We start from the raw sequence: 20,714 nt of genomic DNA on the forward strand, positions 1-20,714 counted from the left end.
GCTCTACCAAGTTCCGCCAAGACCCTGCGGGATCACCACCCTCATCGGCGGAACCAGGAGACGACCGTCCGACGGAAGGAATTCCACCCATTCCGGATGCCGTCACCAACCCGCTCCCAAAATCCGGGTGTCTTCTTCACCTCTTTCTGGGCGACCAGGGAGATGGTCTTCCCCTCCTGCAAATCCAGATACGCGCCTTGGGCGCTGACCCGGCCTTTCCCACTGGAGGAAGGCGAGGAACCGTCATCCTCGATCGTCAATACGCCTAGGATCTGGTTCTTCCTGACCGGGGCGGAAACCGGGCTGGTCCGCGGCCGGAAGACGGGAAGCCCCATCCGGCGTAAACGATTCGACCCCTCCGCGTTCCCTAGGGAGACCTTGCGGAAGACGGCCCTTTGCTCCGTGGACAGGCAGAGGGTCCAATCCCGGTCGGCTACAGCGATGACCGACCTCTCCTGCCCATCCTGGACGGCCACCGTGCTTCCCTTGTATTGCTTCCCCTGGCTGACCACGATCACCATCCGATAAGCCTGATAGCAGTAGTCAAACAGGGTCTTCATGGCTTTGAACCGGGCTAGGGGGTCGGCATCGGCCTTGTCCGCCTTCTGGACGACGGCTATCACCCTCATCCCTTTGACCAGAGCGGTGGCGGTGAAGCAGGCCCCAGCCTCATCGGTCGTCCCTGTTTTGAGGCCATCCACCCCTGGGTACGCGGCCTCTTCACCCGGCAACATATGGTTGGTGGTGGAGATGGTCTTGCCGCCGAAGGAGGCCTGTGTCTTCTTGGAAATGGTCAGGATGGAAGGGTAATCGTGGATCAGGTGCCAGGCGACGATGGCCATGTCTTTGGCCGACAGGGCGTTCTCCGCTTTGGAGGACGACCCCGGGTAGATGTTCGACCCCAGGAAGGAGTTATTGAGGCCGGAAGCGTTGTAGATCCGGGCGTCGGTGATCCCCCAGGCCCGCACTTGGGCCCGCATCAGATCCACGAACTTCGGTTCCGAGCCTCCGATCCGCTCGGCAAGGGAGATGGCGGCCGAATTGGCCGATGGGAGCATGGCGGCGTTGACCAGGTCAGAAACGGTGAATTCCCTGCGGGACATGTCAGCCGAGGTGGTCAAAGGGTTGGTGGCCACCTGATAGGAATAATCCGAGACATGAACCTTCGTGGACCAGGTCAGCTTCCCCTGGGCGACGGCCTTATAAGTCAGATACAGGGTGATCAGTTTGGTCATGGACGCGATCCCCGCCGGTTCATCCCCATCCTGATCCAGCAGGACCCGGCCGGTCTGGTATTCGATGGCGTAAGCGTGGGCGGCCGCCACATGAGGCATATGAGAGGTGGAGGGGGAACTGGTCTCCGCGGCGGAGGCGGCGAGGGGGAAACGGGAGGCAAGGAGCAGGACGATCACGACCATGACCGAGGCCAAAAGGGCCCGGGCCGACCGCATCCACCGCTTCAAGCCACGAGTCATCCAAGCCGTCAGAGTCATCCGAGAGCGAATCCGTCTCATAGCGCCTCCTAGAGCTTCTCTATGGGAGCCAAACGGAGCAGAAGCCGCTTGACCCCGGCCGACCCGAAATCGACCGTGGCTATGGAATTGGAGCCTTTGTCCTGCACGGCGACCACGGTTCCCAGACCATGCTGATCGTGGATCACCTTGTCCCCCACAACCAATTGCGCCGCGGTCAGACGGGGGGCCGAAGTCTGTCCGCCTGACGATTTTCCGCTTGATGCTTTTCCACTGGAAGAGGAGGTCATGCCCGACTTAGCGAAGGAGGACCGGGTCGGGCGCGACCCCTTCGATCCGTTGAGGAACCGTTGGGTGCTGACCCGTCCGTTCCGGTAGGAGGAGGACGAGTGGGAGGAAGACGAATGAGGAAAAGCCGACCGAGAAGATGCCGGCTTCGAAGAAGAGAAAGGTCGCGGGGAGGACGAAGGGAAAGAGGACGAACCGAAAGCGGTGCCGAAGTCGTCATCGTCGAAGGAGAATCCATCGGAGAACTCATCCCCATCATCCTCCCATCGGCTGCGGATGCGTTCGGAACTGGTCTCTTTGCGCTCCCACTCGATGAGTTCTCCAGGAATCTCGTCCAGGAACTGGCTGGGCATGAAATCCTGCAGGTTCCCCCACTGGGCCCTCATGGAAGCCCGGGTCAGATAAAGCCGGCGACGGGCCCGGGTGATGCCCACGTAAGCCAAGCGCCTCTCTTCGGAGAGCTCGTCCGTGTTCTCCAAACTGCGGGAATGCGGGAAGGTCCCCTCTTCCATGCCCGTGAGGAATACGACCGGGTATTCCAAGCCTTTCGCCGTATGCAAGGTCATCATGGTGACCTGTCCCCGGTCCTCCCCTTCATCCGGCAGGGAATCGGAGTCGGTCACCAAGGCCGTGGTCTCCAGGAAACCGGCCACGGTGGCGTCAGGCGTGTTCTGCTCATACTCGGCGGCGACCGACTGCAGCTGAGAAAGGTTGTCCACCCGGGTCATGTCCTGCGGGTCCAAGGACTGCTTCAACTCGTCCACCAGACCCGATTGGTCCAAGACCTGGGCCACGACGCTGGAAGGATGGGAGTCGTTCTCCTCGGCGAACCGACGCAGGTCGGTCATGACTTCGCGGAACTTGGCCAGGGGCTTAAGGGTCCGGGAGGTCATCCCCTCAATCTGCCCGGCCTGTTCGGCTGCTTGCCAAAAAGTAATGCCGTTGTCGGACGCATACTCGTTGAGCATACTTTCCGCCCGGGCCCCCAACCCCCTTTTGGGAACGTTGAGGATACGCCTCATATTGACGTCATCCGACGGGTTCACGATGCACTGCAGATAAGCGATGGCGTCCTTCACTTCCTTGCGCTCGTAGAAGCGGGTCCCTCCGACCAACTGATAAGGGATCCCGGCGTTGATGAAGGCCTCTTCCAGCGACCGGGACTGGGCGTTGGCCCGGTACATGAGGGCGATGTCGGAGTAGGCGTACCCCTCCTCTTCCACCAAGCGGGCGGTCTCCTGGGCGATCCATTGGCCTTCCTGCTGGGCGTTGTCCGCGGCGAAGCCGACGATCTTATCCCCCTGGCCCATGGCCGTCCATAAACGCTTCGGCTTACGGTTCTCGTTCCTGGAAATGACGGCGTTGGCCGCATCCAGAATGGTCTGGGTGGACCGATAGTTCTGTTCCAACATAATGGTCTTGGCCTGAGGAAAGTCCTTCTCGAAATCCAGGATGTTGGAGATATCGGCGCCGCGGAAGGCGTAGATGGACTGGTCGGAGTCCCCGACCACGGTCACCCAGGCCAAGGGGTCGCCGGAGACAGGCCGGCCCGAGGGGTCCTTCTCTTCATCGATCCCTGACAGAGCCCTCACCAATTGGTATTGGGCATGGTTGGTGTCCTGGTATTCATCCACGAAGATGTAGCGGAAACGATGCCGATAATAGCCTAGGGCCTCAGGCGAAGTGGAGAAGAGCTCGACCGTCCTCATGATCAGATCGTCGAAGTCGACGGCGTTGGCCAAGCCGAGCCGGTGCTGATATTCGGCGTAGACGATGGCGAACACCCGTTCCGCCTTGCCCATGTCGCCTATGGAATGAGTGGGGACGCCGGGGTGGAAGTCAGGGGCGAACTCGTCCAGCTTCTGCCTCCAGGTGGCCAAGGAATTCTTCCAGTCGGATATGGCGCCCAAGACCGCCCGAGGGGTGTACCGCTTGGAGTCGATGTTGAAGTCCTGGCAGATCAGCTTGACCAAGCGTTGGCAATCGGCCGTGTCATAGATGGAAAAACCGGAGCTGAGCCCGATGTCTTTGCCATGACGGCGCAAAATTCTCACGCAGGCGGAATGGAAGGTGGAGACCCACATGGTCTCGGCCACCGGTCCGATGAGGCTCCCCAGACGTTCCTTCATCTCCCGGGCCGCCTTGTTGGTGAAGGTGATGGCCAGGATCTGGCTGGGATAAGCGTGCCACTGACTCAGGGCCCAGGCGATGCGGCGGGTGAGGACGCGGGTCTTGCCCGAACCTGCCCCTGCACCGATCAGCAAGGCTTGGCCTTGGTATTGCACTGCTTGGGCTTGCTGCTGGTTGAGGCCGGCCAAGAGGCTTTGGGCGCTCACCGGCTTGTTCCCCTCGGCAAGCCCTTCCCCCTCGAATGATCCGGAAACAAAGGATGGCCGTGGGCCGGTCGCCTGAGCGGAAGTCCGGGAATCGGACTTTTTGAAGCTCTGATTCTTGTACTTGTAACCCATATCACATCCTCATTCAATGATTTTCCGGCCACGGACAGCATCCGCTTCGGCCTTCCTTTCTACCACAAGGGCGGCACAGAATCGCCAGTGGAAAACCTTCTCCCCGCCTGCCGCCGGACCCTTCCCATCGGTATGCATACCGGTCCGAATGCTAAGAAAACCGCCCTTCCTCGTCTGTTCATCTGACTAAAGTTCACTCTATCCTGTTTCTTTATCACTTCAGAGGAATTATGAAATTACTAGAGGATCGTATTAGAGAAGAAGGTCTGGTTCGCTCGGGTAACGTTTTGAAGGTGGATTCCTTCCTGAACCATCAATGCGACGTCGCCCTCTTCGACGCCATGGGGGCGGAATGGGCCCACCTCTTCAAAGGCGTGAAAGTCGATAAAATCCTCACCATCGAGACGTCCGGCATCGGCATCGCCTGCTGCGCCGCCAGGTATTTCAACAACGTCCCCGTGGTCTTCGCCAAGAAAGCCCAGTCCATCAACCTCGACGGCGACCAGTATTGCACCTCCATCTACTCTTTCACCAAACAACGCGAATTCCCCGTCATCGTGGCCAAGAAATTCCTCATCCCCGGGGAGAACATCCTCATTGTGGATGACTTCTTGGCGAACGGAAACGCCCTCAACGGCCTTTTGTCCATCTGCGAGGAAGCCGGAGCCAATGTGGTCGGTTTCGCCATCGCCGTGGAGAAGGGTTTCCAAGGCGGAGGCGACGCCTTGCGCGCCCGTGGCTACCGGGTGGAGTCTCTGGCGAACGTGAGTAACATGGATCCCGAGACCGGGGAGATCACCTTCAGCGAAACCCGCACGGCCGAAGAGACCCCGCAGATGCGAGAAGAGGCCAACCAGATCCTGGCGGAAGCGAACGCGGCGGCGAACTCGCCGGCCGAGTAAGCGGGTAAACCAAGAAGGGAAGAAACCAAAGAAGAGCCACCAAGGAAAGAGGAAAGACATGGCGGATTCCGGCCAGAAAGTCGATACAGCTGCCGCTTTGCGCGATTTCGACGCCAAGCTCCCCTTCTGGAAGGGGATCCCCTTCGGCCTCCAACACGTCATGGCCATGTTCGTGGCCAACTTGACCCCGCTTTTCCTCATCGCCGGCGTGGCGAAGATGAACACCCAGGAGCAGCAATGGCTCATCCAAGGTGGTCTCCTGGCCGCGGGTCTGGGAACCGCCCTCCAGCTTTTCCCTCTCTTCTGGGGGCGGATCGGTAGCCGCCTGCCTATGGTTGCCGGCATCTCCTTCACTTATTTCGCTGCGGCCGCGGTCATAGCCAGCAAACAAGGCTACGGGGCCGTCATGGGGGCGGTCTTGGTCGGAGGCCTGTTCGAAGTCCTCCTTGGGCTCACCGCCACCTGGTGGCGCAAGGCCATCTCCCCCATCGTCTCGGCGGTCGTGGTCACCTCCATCGGTTTCTCCCTGCTTTCGGTCGGGGCCAAATCCTTCGGGGGCGGGGACGGAGCCAAGGATTTCGGCAGCGGGCAGAACATCACCATCGCCACCGTCACCTTAATCTGCTGCCTGGGCTTCCAGTTCCTGGCCAAAGGCACGGCCAAGCAGCTGTCCGTCCTCTTCGGCCTTGTCGTCGGCTATATCCTGGCCCTGATTCTGCATAAGGTCGACTTCTCCTCCTTCCATAACCTCAGCCCGGTCTCCCTGCCTCACTTCCTGCCTTTCAAACCGGTCTTCGACTGGGGCGCCATCATCTCCTTCGCCCTGCTCTACCTGGTATCGGCGGTGGAAGTCCTGGGAGACACCGCCGCCTTGACCGATGTCGGCTTCGACCGGGAGCCCACGTCCAAGGAGACGGCCGGGGCCATCGCCGGAGACGGTCTCATCTCTTCCATGGCTAGCCTGTTCGGCGTCATGCCCCTGACCTCTTTCGCCCAGAACATCGGTCTGGTCGCCATGACCAAGGTGGTCAACCGCCGGGCCATCCTTTCCGGAGCCGGGGTCTTGGTCTTAGCCAGCTTCTTCCCGCCCATCGCCGCCGTTTTCAACTCCCTGCCTCAAGCCGTCCTCGGAGGCTGCACCATCGTCATGTTCGGCAATATCGTGGTCTCCGGCTTCCAGATGATCGCCCGCGCCGGCTTCTCGGAACGGAACATCACCATCGTCGCCCTATCCCTGACCATGGGGATCGGCTTCACCCAGGTCCCTGACATTTTCAAGTACGCCCCCTCCCTGATCCAGCAGATCTTCGGCAGCAACGCCATCGCCATCGCCTTCGTGGTAGCCTTGATCCTCTCCTGGGTCCTCCCCCGACAGAAAGAGGACGGAAGGAAAGGCGAAGACCGGAAAGAGGATGGCAAAGCGTAGAAGGGCATCAGGAATTGTCATTCTGAATATGGATATCACCGTAAGTCGGATATCACCTATCATCGTAAGAAATTCACGGTGGGAATCGTCAGCTGAATCATTATGACTATGCACTATTGATATCGTCGATACCATTGTTAAATGGCATGCACGATACGCCCTCTTTCGGCCACCCATGTTACTCTTGTTTACGATTAAAAATAAGCGTTTAAAATCGGGAAGAGGTCACTAACTTACGTTTTACGATTTTGCTTTATGAATTCCGATTTATGATTTCCGATTTACCACTGCCGAAATGATGAAATGAGCGAAAAATGAGAACTCACCTGAGAGAACTCCTCACCCTGCGATCGTCATGGATCCTCCTCCTGCTCGCCTTCGCAAGCAAGATCTTGTCAGGCGTCGGGACCTTCCTTGGGGAAAAGACCGGAAGCCCGATTTCCCCCGACCTGGTCGCCGGAGACGACATGGCTCCTTTCTTCTTCGGGATTTTCGCCGCGATAGCCATTTCGGGTTATTTCTCGCATGGAACCATGACTTACGATCTGCTCGCCAACCCGCGCAGGTGGAAGATACAAGTCTCCCGTATCGCTTCCCTCTGCCTCTTGTCTCTCGCCACGGCCGTCGTCGCAAGCTTGGCAAACTATGGGCTGGTCCAAATCCTCAATCTCGCTATGAACCGGCGGGCCTTGCAACCCTCCTTTTCCAGGCTCCTCTTGAGTTTCTTCCTCCTGCTCATGTCATCCCTCATCTATTGTTTGATAGGTTCCGGAATCGGTTTTCTTTTGACGACCACAGCCGCAAGCATCTTCGCTTATCTTGGGATCATGTGGGGGAATCCCCGTATTATCCATGATTTCGGGCGTCTTCAGTTCCTCCCTCATGCAGAAGACGCTGACGGCCACCCCGGCCTACGTGACCGTGCATCTAGCGCCAAGCGATAAGTGGGCGACGAGCCTGCTCATCCTCTTCCTCTGGGGACTCGCCTGCCAAGTCGCCGGCACTGTGCGTTTCAGGAGGTATAAAGCATGACCATGACTTTGAATGTATCGAATGTCGGAAAATCCTATGGGAAAAGGAAGGTCTTGGACTCCATCTCCTTCAGCGTTCGTCCCGGCCAGATCGTCGGTTTGCTTGGTCCGAATGGAGCCGGCAAAAGCACCCTGCTGAACATCATCTGCTCCCTTCTGAAGGCGGATCACGGGCAGGTGACTTTCAACGGGCAGGCTTATCGTGATTTACCTCAGCCCGTGACGACTGTGGGGACCATGCTGAACCCCGAGTGGCTAGACACCCGTCTCAGCTGCCATGACCTGCTTCTCCTCCATGCCTCCCGCCTCCACCTTCCCGTTCCGCAAAGGTCGACTCATACGATCCTGAAAAAGGTCTCCCTGGATAAAAGCGCGGACCGGAAGGTATCCCAACTCTCCTTGGGAATGAGACAACGCCTCGCCCTGGGATTGGCCCTCCTGGCCGACCCGGATCTGCTCATCCTCGATGAGCCAATCAATGGCTTGGACGCCGATGGAGTCGCCTGGATGCGCGATTCCCTCATTTCCTTTGCCCAAGCCGGCAAGACTGTCCTTTTATCTTCCCATCTGATGAGCGAGATGGAGATCACAGCCAGCCATGTAGCGATCCTGAATCAAGGTCGGATCCAGAAATTCGATTCCTTGCAAAACCTGCAGAATTCCCGCGCTACGGTTTTCACCACGGTTTCAGACCCCAGCCGCCTCCTCGCCCTTCTGGCGGATAAAAAAATCGAAGCCCAGCCTTACCAGCTGGGGAAGAACCAACCAAACGATTTCACCTTCATCTGCAAGCAAACCCAGCCCGAGGACATCTTCGCCTATGCGGAGCAAGCTGGAGCTCCTCTTCGATATCTGGCCTTGGAGCATGCATCCTTGGAATCGATTTATTTCGAGCTGCTGAACAGAAGCACCGCGGAGGAAGGGTGACCGGTAAAATGGCCGAACATATGTCGGAGACGTCTGGCATCTTCGCATCAATCAAACTTCAGGACTCCCCTGTCTTCAGATTTCCGAGGAATGGAAGAGTACGCCTTTCGCTTGAATCGGTGCTCTTCGCCCTGGTCATCCTCGTCGTCATCACCCTTGTCCGTTTTCGCTGGTTCCCTTCCACGGACCTAGCGGCCTTAAGCCCCTGGTTCATCGTGGTTTTCCTGCTGACCCTCTATGACTTGTTCTACCTGATTCCTCGCCGGATTTTATTCACTTTCATCTCCATTACGGATGATTCATTGACTGTTCATGAAGGGAAATTTTTCGAGAGGCTGAAAATGATTCCCATTAATCGCATCACGCTCATCGAAAAATCGAATGGCCCTCTTTCCAGACTATTCCACCAGGAAAAATTGAAAATCACTTCAACAACAGAAGAAGTATCATTGCCCTATCTAAGTATCGATGATGCCGATCGACTCACTTCTTTGATCATTACAAAAAACAGTCGTATAAGGAACGTCTGACCTGTGGAAAAATTCAGCCCTTTTCTGATATTAAGCAGGCTCTGGCATCATGCCTTCTCGTCTGCGACCGCCATCGCCGGACTGATGGCGAGCATCCTGGCTTTTCATGGTACCGCTCGTGTCGTTTTGGAAGTCATCTCGCTCTACTACCTCTTCACTCGGTTTTATCTCCTCTTCTATGATTGGCTGACGACGCGATATCAGGTGACGGATACCGGTCTCGTTCTACGCAAAGGTTTCATCACACAACGGCAAATCCAGGTTGCATGGAAGGACATCAAGTTCGTTTCCGAATCAGCGGATCCCATTCTTCAATGGAAACACCTATCAAGCGCGACTCTTTCGCAAATGACGGATTCAACCGGGGAAATCAAACTTTATGCCATACCACATACTCAATTGGAACGAATAAAGAAATTGATCGGCGAATCCGTTTCTTCCGTTTCTTCCAAGGCAATGAATCTTGGTAAAGGCGAGAATCGACCGAGAACGGAAGCAGCGTCGAACGGTTCGAAGGCTCTTCCATCTCAAGATTCCTTCGTCGAATCATCCATGGTTGAGGACAGCGCAAAAGCTAAGGCAAAGTCTCAACGGATTACCCGTAAACTGAGACTCAGGGATTATTTCCTCATCGGATTCACCTATGCGCAATTTATAATTCTTATACCAACCCTTTTCCCTATTGCAAGGACGATTATTTTTCGGCAAAAATATGATACAGATATCATACATCAGCTGAATTTCTTCACATCGATTCCGACAAACGAAAAGATCGCCATCATCGTCATGACGATTCTCCTCGGCCTCGGCTATGGAACTTTCCTTTCCTGGATTAAATATTCAAGGATTGAAGTTCGACTTCTCGCCACCGGATACTCTTATACCGCCGGCCTCATTGAAAAGAAAGAATATTTCATTCCCTCTTCCAGTATTGATTCCATTATGATTTCGCAAAACATCCTGATGCGCCTGACTGGACGTTATCAATTATCGGTGATGGCTGGAGGAAATCATGAAGAAAAAAGCAATTATTGCCTCATGCCTTTGGAAAGCGCCGAGACCATACGAAGATTTCTGGGAACGATTCCTTCTTCGGCGACGATGGCCCACGTCTTTGATAAACAAAAAACCAAAGGAACCCTCTCGCCATTCCCCTGGCGATCATCATCACCGGAATCCTGTCCGTGCTCTTTCTTATCTACTTCTTCAGGGAATTCTGGATGGTAGTTGCCCTTCTTGGCCTCGTTTTCCTTTACCTCTGCATAAACCGTCTTTCTTTACAGTACGGATTGGTCAATGTGGATAACCCGAATTTTTGTTATATCGCTCAAGGCTGGGTCAACAGGAAATACCATTTCCTATCTGTGAACGAAATACATAGTACAAGGATTTCCACCATCGGCTGGGGAGAGCATAAACCACTTCTTCTGACGATATGCCTCAAATCAAGCCATACGCGTCGTTTCCATGTTATCTCATTTTCACAAAGCAAAACGAAAAGCATCTTATCGATCATCAGTGCATTCATGGATGCATCCCGCGCGGATTTCACTGGAAAAAATCCATATTAGATTTATACCAATTCGCGACCACTTCCGTCCTGTTTTTCATGTCGAGCTTTTTAAGCATTCGGCTGATGGAAGACCGAACCGATGAATTCTCCATCACCAGCTTCTCCGCGATTTCTTTGTTCGTCAAACCTTCCGCCAATAGTTTCGCGATTCTTTTCTCACTCTCCGTCAGCGTTTCGAATTGACGTCTTATGGACAGATCATCATAATCAGGGTCATTAAGCCGAACGCCGTGGGACGACAAAAGGTGACTGACAATTTGAGGAGAAAAATACATTCCGAATCTTCTCAGATTCCAGATTGCAGCATGAATCGTGCAAGCGCTTACATTCTCCATAAGGATTCCTCGTATCCCCAGGGACAGGGCAGAAACAACCAAATTTTGGTTGAAAGACCTCATGACAAGGAGCAGATCCACCGCGAATCCATGGGAACCGCCGAATAAATCGATGGACCGTTTCAGCTCCTCATAAGACAGCTGGGTCCCTCCAAGCAAAACCATATCGAAATCCTCGAATGGCGTTGACCGACACCACTCGATAGCCTCTTGAACCGTTGAAGCTACATGGAGAAGGCTTATATTACGACTTACTTGTAAAGCCTCACGTAAAGCAGCTCTCATCCGATTATCATATTCAACAGCGATGAGGGACACTTCCATTTTCTCCGTCACTGATTCCGCTTTGCTCCCCTTAATTCCATGCAAAGCCGCGCCTCCTCTCCGCAAAGTCCGTTTGTTACATCACAAATTTCCTTCTACATTGTGCTCCCCCCCGACTTTTTACTCACAGAATGATCAGGGGGAATCCCTGGCTGCTGACAAGGACTCCCCCTGAGACGGACTCCATCCGCCCCCCTGCTTTTCAGCGTTGAACTTTCAAAAAGGCGTTAAAGGGCCTTCAACGCAGCCATGGTAATGTAGTTATACGGCTGATTGAAATGAGGCATGAAGAAGAAGTCACAGAGAGCTATGCGTTCGATGGTCACCTTCTCCTGTATGGCCAAAGAGAACATATGGATGGTGGCGGACATATCGTATTCACCCATGAGCTGGGCGCCGATCACCTGATGGTTGTCTTCGCGGTAAACGATACGGATCCGGATGGTGGGGTTCGGCCCCGCCTCGTCCATGAAAGCCGGCTTCTGCCGGTCCTCGAATTCCGTCATTCGGGCCAGGATTCCGCTCTGGGCCGCCGTCTCCACGGTCTGCCCCGTGCATACCATGCGCAGGCCGTAAAGGCACAAGGCGGAAGATCCCTGAACCCCCAAAGACTCGACAGGGCGGCCGGCCACGTTCATCCCCGCGATGAGACCGGAACGGACTGCGTTCGTGGCCAGGGCGATGTAGGAAGTCGCCTGCACCGAATTGTCGTAAACGGTAGAGCAGTCGCCGACAGCATAGACGTCGGGCAGGCTGGTGCGTTGGTGCTTATCCACCAGGATGGCTCCGTTACGGAAACGGGTCAAATCCTTCCCGGCCAAAGAGGAATTCGGACGGAAGCCAATGCACATGACTACTAAATCGGTCTGATAGCTGCCTTTATCGGTTATCACGGTCTTCACCCGGTCGGTCCCCTCGAAGCGCTCGACCTTCTCCCCCAGGGCGAGCTTGATTCCATGCTCCCGCAGCCGAGCGGCCATGACGTCAGAGAAATCCCGGTCGAAATGGGTGCCGAGAATCCTGTCCAAGGCGTCGATGAGAGTGACCTCCTTCCCCACCCGTTGGTAGGCCTCAGCCAGTTCGGCACCTATATATCCGGCTCCCACGATGGTCACTTTGGTGATGGACCCGTCCTCTTTAATCTGTCTGACGGCCTTGCTGGCGTCCTGGAAGATCTTGGCGCGCTGTATATAAGGAAGGTCTATGCCTGGTATGCGGGGGATGATGGGCGAGGAACCTGTGGAAAGAATCAGTTTATCATAGGATTCCTCCCCTTCGAGTCCATCCTTGTCCCGGAAATGGATCTTCTTGCCCCGGTAGTCCACTGAAGTTACTTCAGCCTCCAGATGGACGTGGGCCCCGGCCTCTTCGAGTTTCTCCCTGCTGGAGTAGAACAGCCCTTCCCCATGGCTGATCTGGCCGCCTATCCACAGGGCCATCCCACAACCCAGGAAACTGATATTGCTGTTCTTGTCGAAAACATGCACGTCAGCTTCAGGGTCCAGAGCCAGCACTTGGTTCGTTGCGGCGGTTCCGGCGTGGTTCGCTCCGACGATGATCACTTTTTGTCCCATGACTCCTCCTTTGGATGAGGGATTCAGTCCTATCTTAGCGAAGCCAGAGGCTATGGTTTTATGCTGCCAGCAGGAATCCCGCGCAGGACCAACCCTCGGATCCCCACCGCTTCCTACCCTTTTCCCTGGCTTTCCGATGGTCGCTTCCATGCGTGCATCGATTCACCGGACTATCCGGGGGTCCATCAACCTCTTTCGCCGGGGCTTCCTCCCGTCTTATCAGGGTTTCATCCCACATGACGGCGGAAGAACTCCATCTCCTCCTTATTGCATTCCAGCGCGGTTTTGTTGCGAACATCACAGTGGAAAACATGCCCTTGAGGGTTCTTCTCATCCCCGTAGGAATGGAACTCATGCCTGATCCCTTTGGCTAGGAGGAAGCCGTCCAGACGGACGGTGCAATCACGGATGAAATCCTGGTTGGAAGTCATGAGGAAAAGCGGAGGCAGCCGCTTGGTCATGTACTTCTCCGTCTCCATCAGGTCTTTCTTCTCTTTGACGACGTCGGCGGTGAAGTAGGCGTCGATCCCGTTGGAGATCATGCCCTTCGCGGTGATGAAGGAGGCCCCGCAATTGATGGCTGCGGCCCGCACGGTCAGATCCGGCCTCTCGTAGCCGAATTTGGCCCGATAGTCAGGGTTGGTCAGGATGGTCAGGTATTGGTCGGCCATCTGACCGCCGGCGCTGTCCCCGACGACGAAAACGTTGCTTGCATCTAGGTTGTATTCGCCCACATGGTCGGCGACCCAATGGAAGACCAAGTTCACATCGTCCATCTCCCCGGGGAATTCCACCTGCGGGGGCAGGCGGTAGGTGAAATTGACCACGGCGAAACCGTAAGTGGCCAGATGGAGGCAGTAGAACTGATAGGTCTCCTTGGACCCGTAGATCCATCCGCCGCCATGGATGTTGATGATGACCGGAACCGGATCGTCGCTTTTATCCGCCGTCCGATCGGAAGGCATGGAGATGTCGAGCAGATTGCCCGGCTTCTTGGCCGGGCCGTAAACGATGTCGTTGAAACGGGTGATGCCTTCCAGATCCGTGGGAAGACCGGCGTCGCGTTTATCGTCGTTGGACTTGGCCGACATGGCGAAGGCCTTGGCCGCCAAAAGGGACTTGAGTGTCGCTGTCATTGATGCTCCTTTGCCTGGGACCGCTTGTGCGCCCGCGAATCGTCCATGCGGATCGTCCACATGGACCGTCCGCGCGGATCTTATGGATCCGCGAACCCTCTGGGCCCATTATAGGCCCAATGGTCACCGCCGGTAAGCAGCTTGAGACATACTGGCCGAAGAAAGATGTCGAGGGCCTGAGCCCGCAGCCGCGGTCGGAGACTGCGCGTTCCCATGCCTTTCTTCTATCCACTGTTTGACCTTCTCCCGCATGGAATCACAGTTGAGTATTCCGTAGGCGAACCCTTTGCGTAAGAGCTCGACCGGCACATACTCGTCGTATTTATCGAAGATAGGCACCTCCTTGGGGTAGAGAAGGTCGCTGGGTTTGAAGCCCTTGTTCACCTCTTCCTTGACGACCCGATAGAAATCGTCTTCGTCGCCGTCCATGGAGAACTGGATGAAGAAGGGACGGGAGGAATCCAGCTTCTTCAATCCCAGCCGCGGGGCGCACCTGATTTTGAGGAAACGCTCCAAAGCCAGGAAAGAGTAAGTCCCCATCCAAGGCAAAAGACACCACATTTTTCCCCCAAGATGGATGAGATGCCGGTTTTCGGCGCCGGACTGGATGGCGGTCCTGCGGGCCTGATCCAGCCTGGCTACGGCGTTGCTCATCAGATAAGGGTAAGCGGTCTCTTCCTGCAAGACCCGCCTCATCCGTTCCAGGATGCGGTCGTGGATGTCCCCCGGGCATTGGCCGAAGTAGGCGGGGACCCTCCCCTTGATGGCGTCCACATAGACGACGTGCTTCTTCACATCCACATCGCAGACCAACCACACGCGGCCAGCTATGGCGATTTTCTCTCCTGGGGGCGGAGGCTGGACGGTCGTCCCCAACTCCTGGGATTGGTAACGGACGGTGAATTCTTCGTTTTCCTGGAAAACGCCGTAGAACTTGAAGGAATTGACGACCCTCTCCCCTTTGAGGCCTATGATGAGGCCCCCTTGAGGGGTCGTTTGTATGTGTCCGATCTGGATGAGGTGCCTCAAAAGCAGGCGGTAATCATCCTGGCTGATCCGGTGGAAGTAGGTCAGGTTCAGCACCTGGGAGGCCAAAGCGGCCGGGGACAGTTCCCCATTGGAAGCCAGGGTGCTCATGGTCTGATGATAGAGGAGGCTGAAAGGCAGGCGGTCCAGCCGGGGCGGCTCCACCCAATTCTCTTCCAGATAAAGCTGGATCAAGGCGATGCCTTGCAGGAGTTTCCACGGTATGGTGGCCGGAAGCAGAGCCCGGATCTCAGGCTCGTCCTCCCGCATGACGAACCACATCTGCGAAGGTTGCCCCCGCCTGCCGGTCCGGCCCATCCTTTGCAGGAAAGAGGAGACGGTCCAAGGAGCGTCGATTTGAAAGGCCCTTTCCAGCTTGCCGATGTCGATTCCCAGCTCCAAGGTGGAGGTGGTGACCGTCGTATAGATCTGTTCCGGATCTTTCATGAGCATCTCGGCCGTCTCCCGGTAGGAGGCGGAGAGATTCCCATGGTGGATGAGGAAGCGGTCCGCCTCATGGTTCAGCTCGCAGTAATGCCGCAGCTCATTGGTCACGGACTCGCATTCTTCCCGCGAGTTGACGAAGACCAGACATTTCTTTCCACGCGTATGCTCGAAGATATAGGCCAAGCCGGGATCGGCGGCTTGAGGGGCCTTGTCGGTCGGCTTTTCCTGCAGGTGGGCGGCCGAGGCTATCTGCCTGCCTCCAGCGGTTTGCTCGTCTTTCACATAGAAGTGTTCCATGGACAGCTGCCAGGTCGATTTCGGGGACTCGAATCGGGGAATGGCGGTTTTGCGTCCCGTTCCTGCCGACAGGAATTCCCCGGTTTTCTCCGGATCCCCCATGGTCGCCGAAAGCCCGATCCGGCGCGGGTTGACCTGTGCCAGGCGGGATAGGCGTTCAATCAGGCAGAGGGTCTGCCCGCCCCTGTCCCCTCTAAGCAGGGAATGCACCTCATCGATGACCACGTAGCGCAGGTCCCCGAAAAGGCGGGGGATGGCCATGTGTTTATGCATCACCATGGATTCCAAGGATTCAGGGGTGATCTGCAGAATACCGGAAGGGTTCCTCATCAACCTGTCCTTATGGGATTGGGACACGTCCCCATGCCAATGCCAGACAGGGATCCCTGCCTGATCGCACAGCTCGTTCAGACGGAGGAACTGGTCGTTGATGAGGGCTTTCAGAGGACCGATATAGAGACAGCCGATGGAGGCCGGCGGCCGCTCCCAGAATTCGCTGATGATGGGGAAAAAGGCGGCTTCCGTCTTGCCGGAGGCGGTGGAGGCGGTGAGGAGGAGGTTGTCATCGGAGTTGAAGATCACGTCGGCCGCGGCGACCTGCACGGCCCGTAGATTCCTCCAGCCGTTCCGATAGATGAAATCCTGCACGAAAGGCGCGTACCTGTCAAAGACGTCCATATTCACCTGCCTTCATTATGCCCGTCACGTTCGTTATATCCGTCATGCCCGTTAAATCGCTGTTCCCGTTGAATCCATCATATCCGTTCGCCTTTGCCCTTCGCCACGTCCCCGTCAGATCTGGAATTGGGCGAACTCATCCTGTCCACCCTCTTCGAGGATCGGGTTCTGGGCGTAAGTGAAATCGTCGGATTTCATGACCTCTTCCAAGCCCAACCCCGGATTCTGATAGAGGATATCCAGCAATTCGATGAAGTCCCGGATGACTTCCCTAGGGGTGATATGTCTGTCCGCCCCGATGCGGCCGAACTCCACTTGGATGAAACGGGCAAGGTCCTGATCGGTCAACCTCTGGTCGTAGCCGTACAGGCCGGCGTGGATGGAAGCCAGCTTCCCCACCAAGACCAGCATCTCCTCATAGGTCAGAGGCTCCAGATGGATGACCGGGGCCAAAAGGTCCCGATGCTCTCCCCCGAAACGCCCGGTCGCCAACCGCGAGCGCAAGGCCTCGTAGCTGTAAACCCCCCTGCGCCTGTCTTCCATGCATTCCGGAGTCCCGGACATGATGACCCCCAGATAATGGGCCTTGCCTTGCATGGCGTCGTTATACATGGTCAGGATCTTCTCGTAATTATTCTGCCGGGTGATGGAATTGGGGATCTTATAGATGTTGACCAGCTCATCGATGAGGATGAGCATGCCGGCATACCCGGCCCCTTTGAGGAAGGCGGCGAAGACTTTCAAATAGTCGTACCAGTCGTCGTCCGTGATGATGACGTTCACCCCCAGCTCTTGCCTAGCTTCGGTCTTGGTCTGGTATTCGCCCCTGAACCATTTGACCACTTTGGCCTTGGTCTCGTCATCCTGGCCTAGGTAGGCGTGATAGTAGAGGGTGAGCAGGCGGGCGAAATCGAAGCCGTGGACCAGGTCGTTGAGTTCGTAGATGGCATCCGAGATGGCCTTATCCACAAGGCCTCCCAAGCTGGGGTCGGCCAAAGACAAGCCCTCCCGGTCCATCACCTCCTTCTGGACCTGGTTGATCCAACGGTCCAAGACCAGGGTCAGGGCTCCTCCTTCGGGCCGGGTCTTGGTGGACATGTTCTGGACCAACTCCTTGTAGGTGGCCAAGCCTTGGCCGCGCGTGCCCTGAAGCCGCCGTTCCGGGGAAAGGTCGGCGTCGACCACCACGAAGTTCTTGGCCATGACATAGTTGCGGATGGTCTGCAGGAGGAAGCTTTTCCCGGCCCCGTAGCGGCCGACGACGAAGCGGAAGGAAGCCCCTCCCTCCGCGATGATGTCGGCATCATGAAGGAGGGCGTCGATCTCATTCTTCCGACCCACCGTGATGTAAGGCAGGCCAAGACGAGGCACGACGCCGCCTTTGAGCGAGTTGATCAAAGCCTGGCCAATGCGCCGAGGAACCGTTGCCCCCATGATGCCCCTTTGGAATCGTCGATAGATTTTCGAACATTTGTTCTATTTTATCAAAAGCCTTCGTCATCCATCCAAACCGTAGTGTTCGGCCAAATCCCGCCGATAATCGTCCACGATCCGCGCTTGCGGATCGGGTTCTATCACCGTATCGGAGAAGAATTCGAACAGATGGTCATTGATCGAATCCACGAGGATCGATTCCATGAGCCCCTCTTGGGAAAGCCAGGAGAGGTCCTCGCCGGCCAAGAGGCAGCGCAGGTAGCGGTCTTCCTCTTCCGTCAAGCCCCATTCGTCCTTTCCTCCGCCAGAATCCACGGCTTCTTCGAAAGTCTCGACTTCGTCAGGTGTCAAAAGCTCGTGTTGCCTATCCTCTGCGTCCTCTTCCTCCTCTATATCTTCTTCCTCATCGACGATGAGCTTGTCCCGAGTGAGGGCGGAGTCCTGGCGGATGGCGTCCAAACGGGAGAAATCAATGGTAATCCGCCGGGCCTGCGCCCGTCGCCTCTCTTCCAGGACGGCCTCTTTCTCCTCCAAGGCCAAAGAGGAGATCCACCGCGGCAAGGAGGACGAAGAAGGGGACGGATCGTCCCGGGCGAGGAGGGCCAGGAGGCCAGTGAGGAGATTGGCGACTTTCCCTCGTTTCTTGCGCGTGGCCGGATAGGAGGTCACGGTCCAGGAGCCCTGATGGAAACGATAAAGACGCAGAGGGTCCCAGTCCACATCGAAAGTCCGGCCATCCTTCCGGGCGTAAAAGAGATAGCGACGGAAGGGGAAATAAGGTTCCACGGTTCGAGGGCCGAAGTAATCGTCGAAAAGGCTGGATTTCCGCCGACGCCGGTAGTGGTCGGCCATCCCCCGCCAGACTCGGGCCACCACCGCTTGGACCAGCCCCTCATCCTCGCGGGCGGCCCCGTCGAGCAGGGCGCGTTCGTCTTTGGCCGCCAAACCAGCCAAGGCAGAGAAAAGCTCCCCATCCTCATGCCGATCAGGGTCGCGGACCAAGAAAAGCTCCCCGTCCCAGACCTCGTCAGGGCCAGGCCTATCATCACCTAAATTCTCCCGCTCCCCCTCCGACCGATACTGAAGCCGGAAATCCTTCAAGAGCTGGTTGGCGTCGAAGAAGGCGGAAGGATCCAAAGCCCGGTAATCATCCACCAATTCTCGTAAACGGGCATATCCTTCCTCCACCCCACCCACGCCTACCAGATTGATCAACTCGCTGGCATAGAGCTGGGCGAAAGTCGTGGATTCAGCCTGCTTCTCCCCTTTCCTCCAGCGGGAGCGCCAGCCGAAATACCCGCGCAATTCGGGGGAAGAAAGGCTTTTATAAGACGGCCGTTGATGGAAGACGGGCAGGGGGTACAGATAGTCGTCCTCATAGTCCGCCATGAGGAGGGCTTCCTGATAGAAGATGTGCTCCGGGGTCCTGAACCCTTTGAACCATTTGCCCCCTTGAATCTCCAAAGAACGCATGGCTTGGATCTTCGCAGGAATCTCCACCGCAGCCGACCGCTGTGACCTGCCAATCGGCCTGCCATAAGCGCCCGCGGACCTGTGGTAAACGCCGTCCGATCCGCCAAAGCCGCCTATCGATCCGTCTTGAGTGGCGGCCTGTCGGTTCTGATCGGCGATTGACCGGGCATGAGGATAATAACTCGACAGGTCAGGCGCTTCCTGGCCGGCCGTCGGAGGAAGGGGCGGGGTGTCAGAATCCGAATCCACCTCATCGATCCTGCCGGTCGGACGGTCAGGAACAGGCTGATCATGATAGTAGCCATGGGAAAAGGAATCCATGACCTTATCCATACCTAAATGCTATATGCCATATCACGATATGCCTATCCTTGATAGTTCTATAGTCCCAATAGTTCTACAATCCTGATAGCTCTCCAGTGGTCCTGAAACTCCTGATACTCCTCGAAGCCCTTGCCAGCTGGACCCTGGACCACTGAGCCGCTAAACCGCCGAGCCGCGCCTTAGGATAAACGAAGATAAGTCTCCCGGTCCACCGGCTCCAGCCATTCGTTCTCCAGGTCCTCTCCCGGACGCATGAAAGCCAGGTGAGAGAACCAGCTATGCGGGGCGGCCCCATGCCAGTGTTTGGCGTTGGCGGGGATGAAGGCCACGTCGCCGGGGAGCATCGCCACCGGGTCCTGACCCTCGATCTGATAGTACCCACGGCCGCCCACGGCGATCAGCATCTGACCGCCGCCCTGGGAAGCGTGATGCACATGCCAGTGATTGATGCATCCCGGCTCGAAAGTCACGTTCGCAATGGGGACCCCCTCCGCCTGGACGGGGGCCAGGTAGCTCTGCCCTTCAAAATATTGGGCGTTGGCGTCATTGGTATCGCCAACGGGGAAGAAGATGGTCTTGGCGTAATCCTCCAAGCTCGTCGTTTCGTCGCAGGCTGGCTTATCTTGGTCGGCTTTGCCCTGGCCGGCCTCCGCCTCCGCTTGGTCAGCCCGATCGTCGTTCCAGACCTGCTTGGCCAGATTGAAGGCGGCCCAAGCGACGGGCCACCCGGCGTAAAAAGCCGCATGGGTGATGATGGCAGCGATCTCGGTCTTGCTAATCCCATTGGCCTTGCCCGACTTTAGATGGGCCAAGAGTGAGGAATCAGCCAGTCCCCTGCCAATGAAAACGGAAATGGTGATGATGGACCGGGCTTTCAGACTGATGTCCTCATTGTTCCATTCTTCGCCGAAAAGGACATCATCATTGAGATGAGCGAATTGAGGGGCGAAATCCCCCAGCCTGTCCCGACCAGCAGTTTGTACGATCTTCGCCATCTTGACCTCCTACCGAAAACGATGGACGAGGAGGGAAATCACGGATACGCTTTC

General features: G+C 56.5%; 15 protein-coding genes. 6 read left to right on the top strand and 9 right to left on the bottom strand.

Translation table 11 applies throughout. From position 1 onward, the window contains the following. Positions 1-41: 41 nt before the first annotated feature. Positions 42-1,493 (bottom strand): serine hydrolase, encoded by a 1,452-nt coding sequence (locus tag PSDT_RS04495; protein WP_006290383.1) that lies wholly within the window; start codon positions 1,491-1,493, stop codon positions 42-44. A gap of 29 nt (positions 1,494-1,522) precedes the next feature. After that, positions 1,523-4,228: a UvrD-helicase domain-containing protein gene (locus tag PSDT_RS04500; RefSeq protein ID WP_006289125.1), complete on the bottom strand. Its 2,706-nt coding sequence runs from the start codon at positions 4,226-4,228 to the stop codon at positions 1,523-1,525. 230 nt (positions 4,229-4,458) lie between these two features. Here PSDT_RS04500 and PSDT_RS04505 point away from each other — a divergent pair, with 230 nt between their 5' ends. From PSDT_RS04505 to PSDT_RS04530, 6 genes are all read left to right on the top strand, one after another. Further along, entirely contained in the window at positions 4,459-5,130 is a 672-nt protein-coding gene (locus PSDT_RS04505; RefSeq protein WP_006289124.1) for a xanthine phosphoribosyltransferase, read from the top strand. Between the two features lie 58 nt (positions 5,131-5,188). Then, on the top strand, positions 5,189-6,556 hold the full coding sequence (locus PSDT_RS04510; RefSeq protein WP_006289123.1) for a uracil-xanthine permease family protein: 1,368 nt from the start codon (positions 5,189-5,191) through the stop codon (positions 6,554-6,556). 314 nt (positions 6,557-6,870) lie between these two features. Then, entirely contained in the window at positions 6,871-7,500 is a 630-nt protein-coding gene (locus PSDT_RS04515) for an ABC transporter permease (RefSeq protein WP_006289122.1), read from the top strand. 84 nt (positions 7,501-7,584) lie between these two features. Next, on the top strand, positions 7,585-8,514 hold the full coding sequence (locus PSDT_RS04520; RefSeq protein WP_006290381.1) for an ATP-binding cassette domain-containing protein: 930 nt from the start codon (positions 7,585-7,587) through the stop codon (positions 8,512-8,514). Then, a complete protein-coding gene (locus tag PSDT_RS04525; protein WP_006289120.1) occupies positions 8,511-9,044 on the top strand; it encodes a PH domain-containing protein in 534 nt (177 codons plus the stop codon). Before PSDT_RS04520 ends, PSDT_RS04525 begins: the two co-directional genes overlap by 4 nt. A 3-nt stretch (positions 9,045-9,047) precedes the next feature. Continuing rightward, positions 9,048-10,271: a PH domain-containing protein gene (locus PSDT_RS04530; RefSeq protein WP_006289119.1), complete on the top strand. Its 1,224-nt coding sequence runs from the start codon at positions 9,048-9,050 to the stop codon at positions 10,269-10,271. A gap of 321 nt (positions 10,272-10,592) precedes the next feature. Here PSDT_RS04530 and PSDT_RS04535 read toward each other — a convergent pair whose 3' ends face one another. The 7 genes from PSDT_RS04535 to PSDT_RS04565 all read right to left on the bottom strand — a co-directional run bounded on the left by PSDT_RS04535 (position 10,593) and on the right by PSDT_RS04565 (position 20,660). After that, positions 10,593-11,321, bottom strand: coding sequence for a helix-turn-helix transcriptional regulator (locus tag PSDT_RS04535; RefSeq protein WP_006289118.1), 729 nt, complete (start codon positions 11,319-11,321; stop codon positions 10,593-10,595). A gap of 182 nt (positions 11,322-11,503) precedes the next feature. Beyond that, positions 11,504-12,850, bottom strand: coding sequence for a H2O-forming NADH oxidase (gene nox, locus PSDT_RS04540; protein WP_006289117.1), 1,347 nt, complete (start codon positions 12,848-12,850; stop codon positions 11,504-11,506). 227 nt (positions 12,851-13,077) lie between these two features. Then, complete coding sequence (locus PSDT_RS04545; RefSeq protein ID WP_006289116.1) at positions 13,078-13,986, bottom strand: alpha/beta hydrolase; 909 nt, start codon at positions 13,984-13,986, stop codon at positions 13,078-13,080. Between the two features lie 123 nt (positions 13,987-14,109). After that, on the bottom strand, positions 14,110-16,434 hold the full coding sequence (locus tag PSDT_RS04550; RefSeq protein WP_006289115.1) for a DEAD/DEAH box helicase: 2,325 nt from the start codon (positions 16,432-16,434) through the stop codon (positions 14,110-14,112). A 114-nt stretch (positions 16,435-16,548) separates the two neighbouring features. After that, positions 16,549-17,868 (bottom strand): ATP-binding protein, encoded by a 1,320-nt coding sequence (locus tag PSDT_RS04555; protein ID WP_006289114.1) that lies wholly within the window; start codon positions 17,866-17,868, stop codon positions 16,549-16,551. A 63-nt stretch (positions 17,869-17,931) separates the two neighbouring features. Beyond that, the gene (locus PSDT_RS04560; RefSeq protein WP_006290376.1) at positions 17,932-19,674 is read right to left on the bottom strand and encodes a TerB N-terminal domain-containing protein; all 1,743 of its coding nucleotides are present in this window, start codon (positions 19,672-19,674) and stop codon (positions 17,932-17,934) included. A gap of 170 nt (positions 19,675-19,844) precedes the next feature. Beyond that, on the bottom strand, positions 19,845-20,660 hold the full coding sequence (locus PSDT_RS04565) for a carboxymuconolactone decarboxylase family protein (protein WP_006289112.1): 816 nt from the start codon (positions 20,658-20,660) through the stop codon (positions 19,845-19,847). Between the last annotated feature and the right edge of the window lie 54 nt (positions 20,661-20,714).

Source organism: Parascardovia denticolens DSM 10105 = JCM 12538 (genome assembly GCF_001042675.1).
In the GTDB taxonomy this organism is placed as follows: Bacteria; Actinomycetota; Actinomycetes; order Actinomycetales; family Bifidobacteriaceae; genus Scardovia; species Scardovia denticolens.

Bases quoted from the DNA above. Each gene is read 5' to 3' on its own strand.
- PSDT_RS04545 (WP_006289116.1), bottom strand. From the start codon at position 13,986: ATGACAGCGACACTCAAGTCCCTTTTGGCGGCCAAGGCCTTCGCCATG.
- PSDT_RS04505 (WP_006289124.1), top strand. From the start codon at position 4,459: ATGAAATTACTAGAGGATCGTATTAGAGAAGAAGGTCTGGTTCGCTCG.
- PSDT_RS04555 (WP_006289114.1), bottom strand. From the start codon at position 17,868: ATGGGGGCAACGGTTCCTCGGCGCATTGGCCAGGCTTTGATCAACTCG.
- PSDT_RS04565 (WP_006289112.1), bottom strand. From the start codon at position 20,660: ATGGCGAAGATCGTACAAACTGCTGGTCGGGACAGGCTGGGGGATTTC.
- PSDT_RS04500 (WP_006289125.1), bottom strand. From the start codon at position 4,228: ATGGGTTACAAGTACAAGAATCAGAGCTTCAAAAAGTCCGATTCCCGG.
- PSDT_RS04520 (WP_006290381.1), top strand. From the start codon at position 7,585: ATGACCATGACTTTGAATGTATCGAATGTCGGAAAATCCTATGGGAAA.
- nox (WP_006289117.1), bottom strand. From the start codon at position 12,850: ATGGGACAAAAAGTGATCATCGTCGGAGCGAACCACGCCGGAACCGCC.
- PSDT_RS04550 (WP_006289115.1), bottom strand. From the start codon at position 16,434: ATGGACGTCTTTGACAGGTACGCGCCTTTCGTGCAGGATTTCATCTAT.
- PSDT_RS04510 (WP_006289123.1), top strand. From the start codon at position 5,189: ATGGCGGATTCCGGCCAGAAAGTCGATACAGCTGCCGCTTTGCGCGAT.
- PSDT_RS04515 (WP_006289122.1), top strand. From the start codon at position 6,871: ATGAGAACTCACCTGAGAGAACTCCTCACCCTGCGATCGTCATGGATC.
- PSDT_RS04495 (WP_006290383.1), bottom strand. From the start codon at position 1,493: ATGACTCTGACGGCTTGGATGACTCGTGGCTTGAAGCGGTGGATGCGG.
- PSDT_RS04560 (WP_006290376.1), bottom strand. From the start codon at position 19,674: ATGGATAAGGTCATGGATTCCTTTTCCCATGGCTACTATCATGATCAG.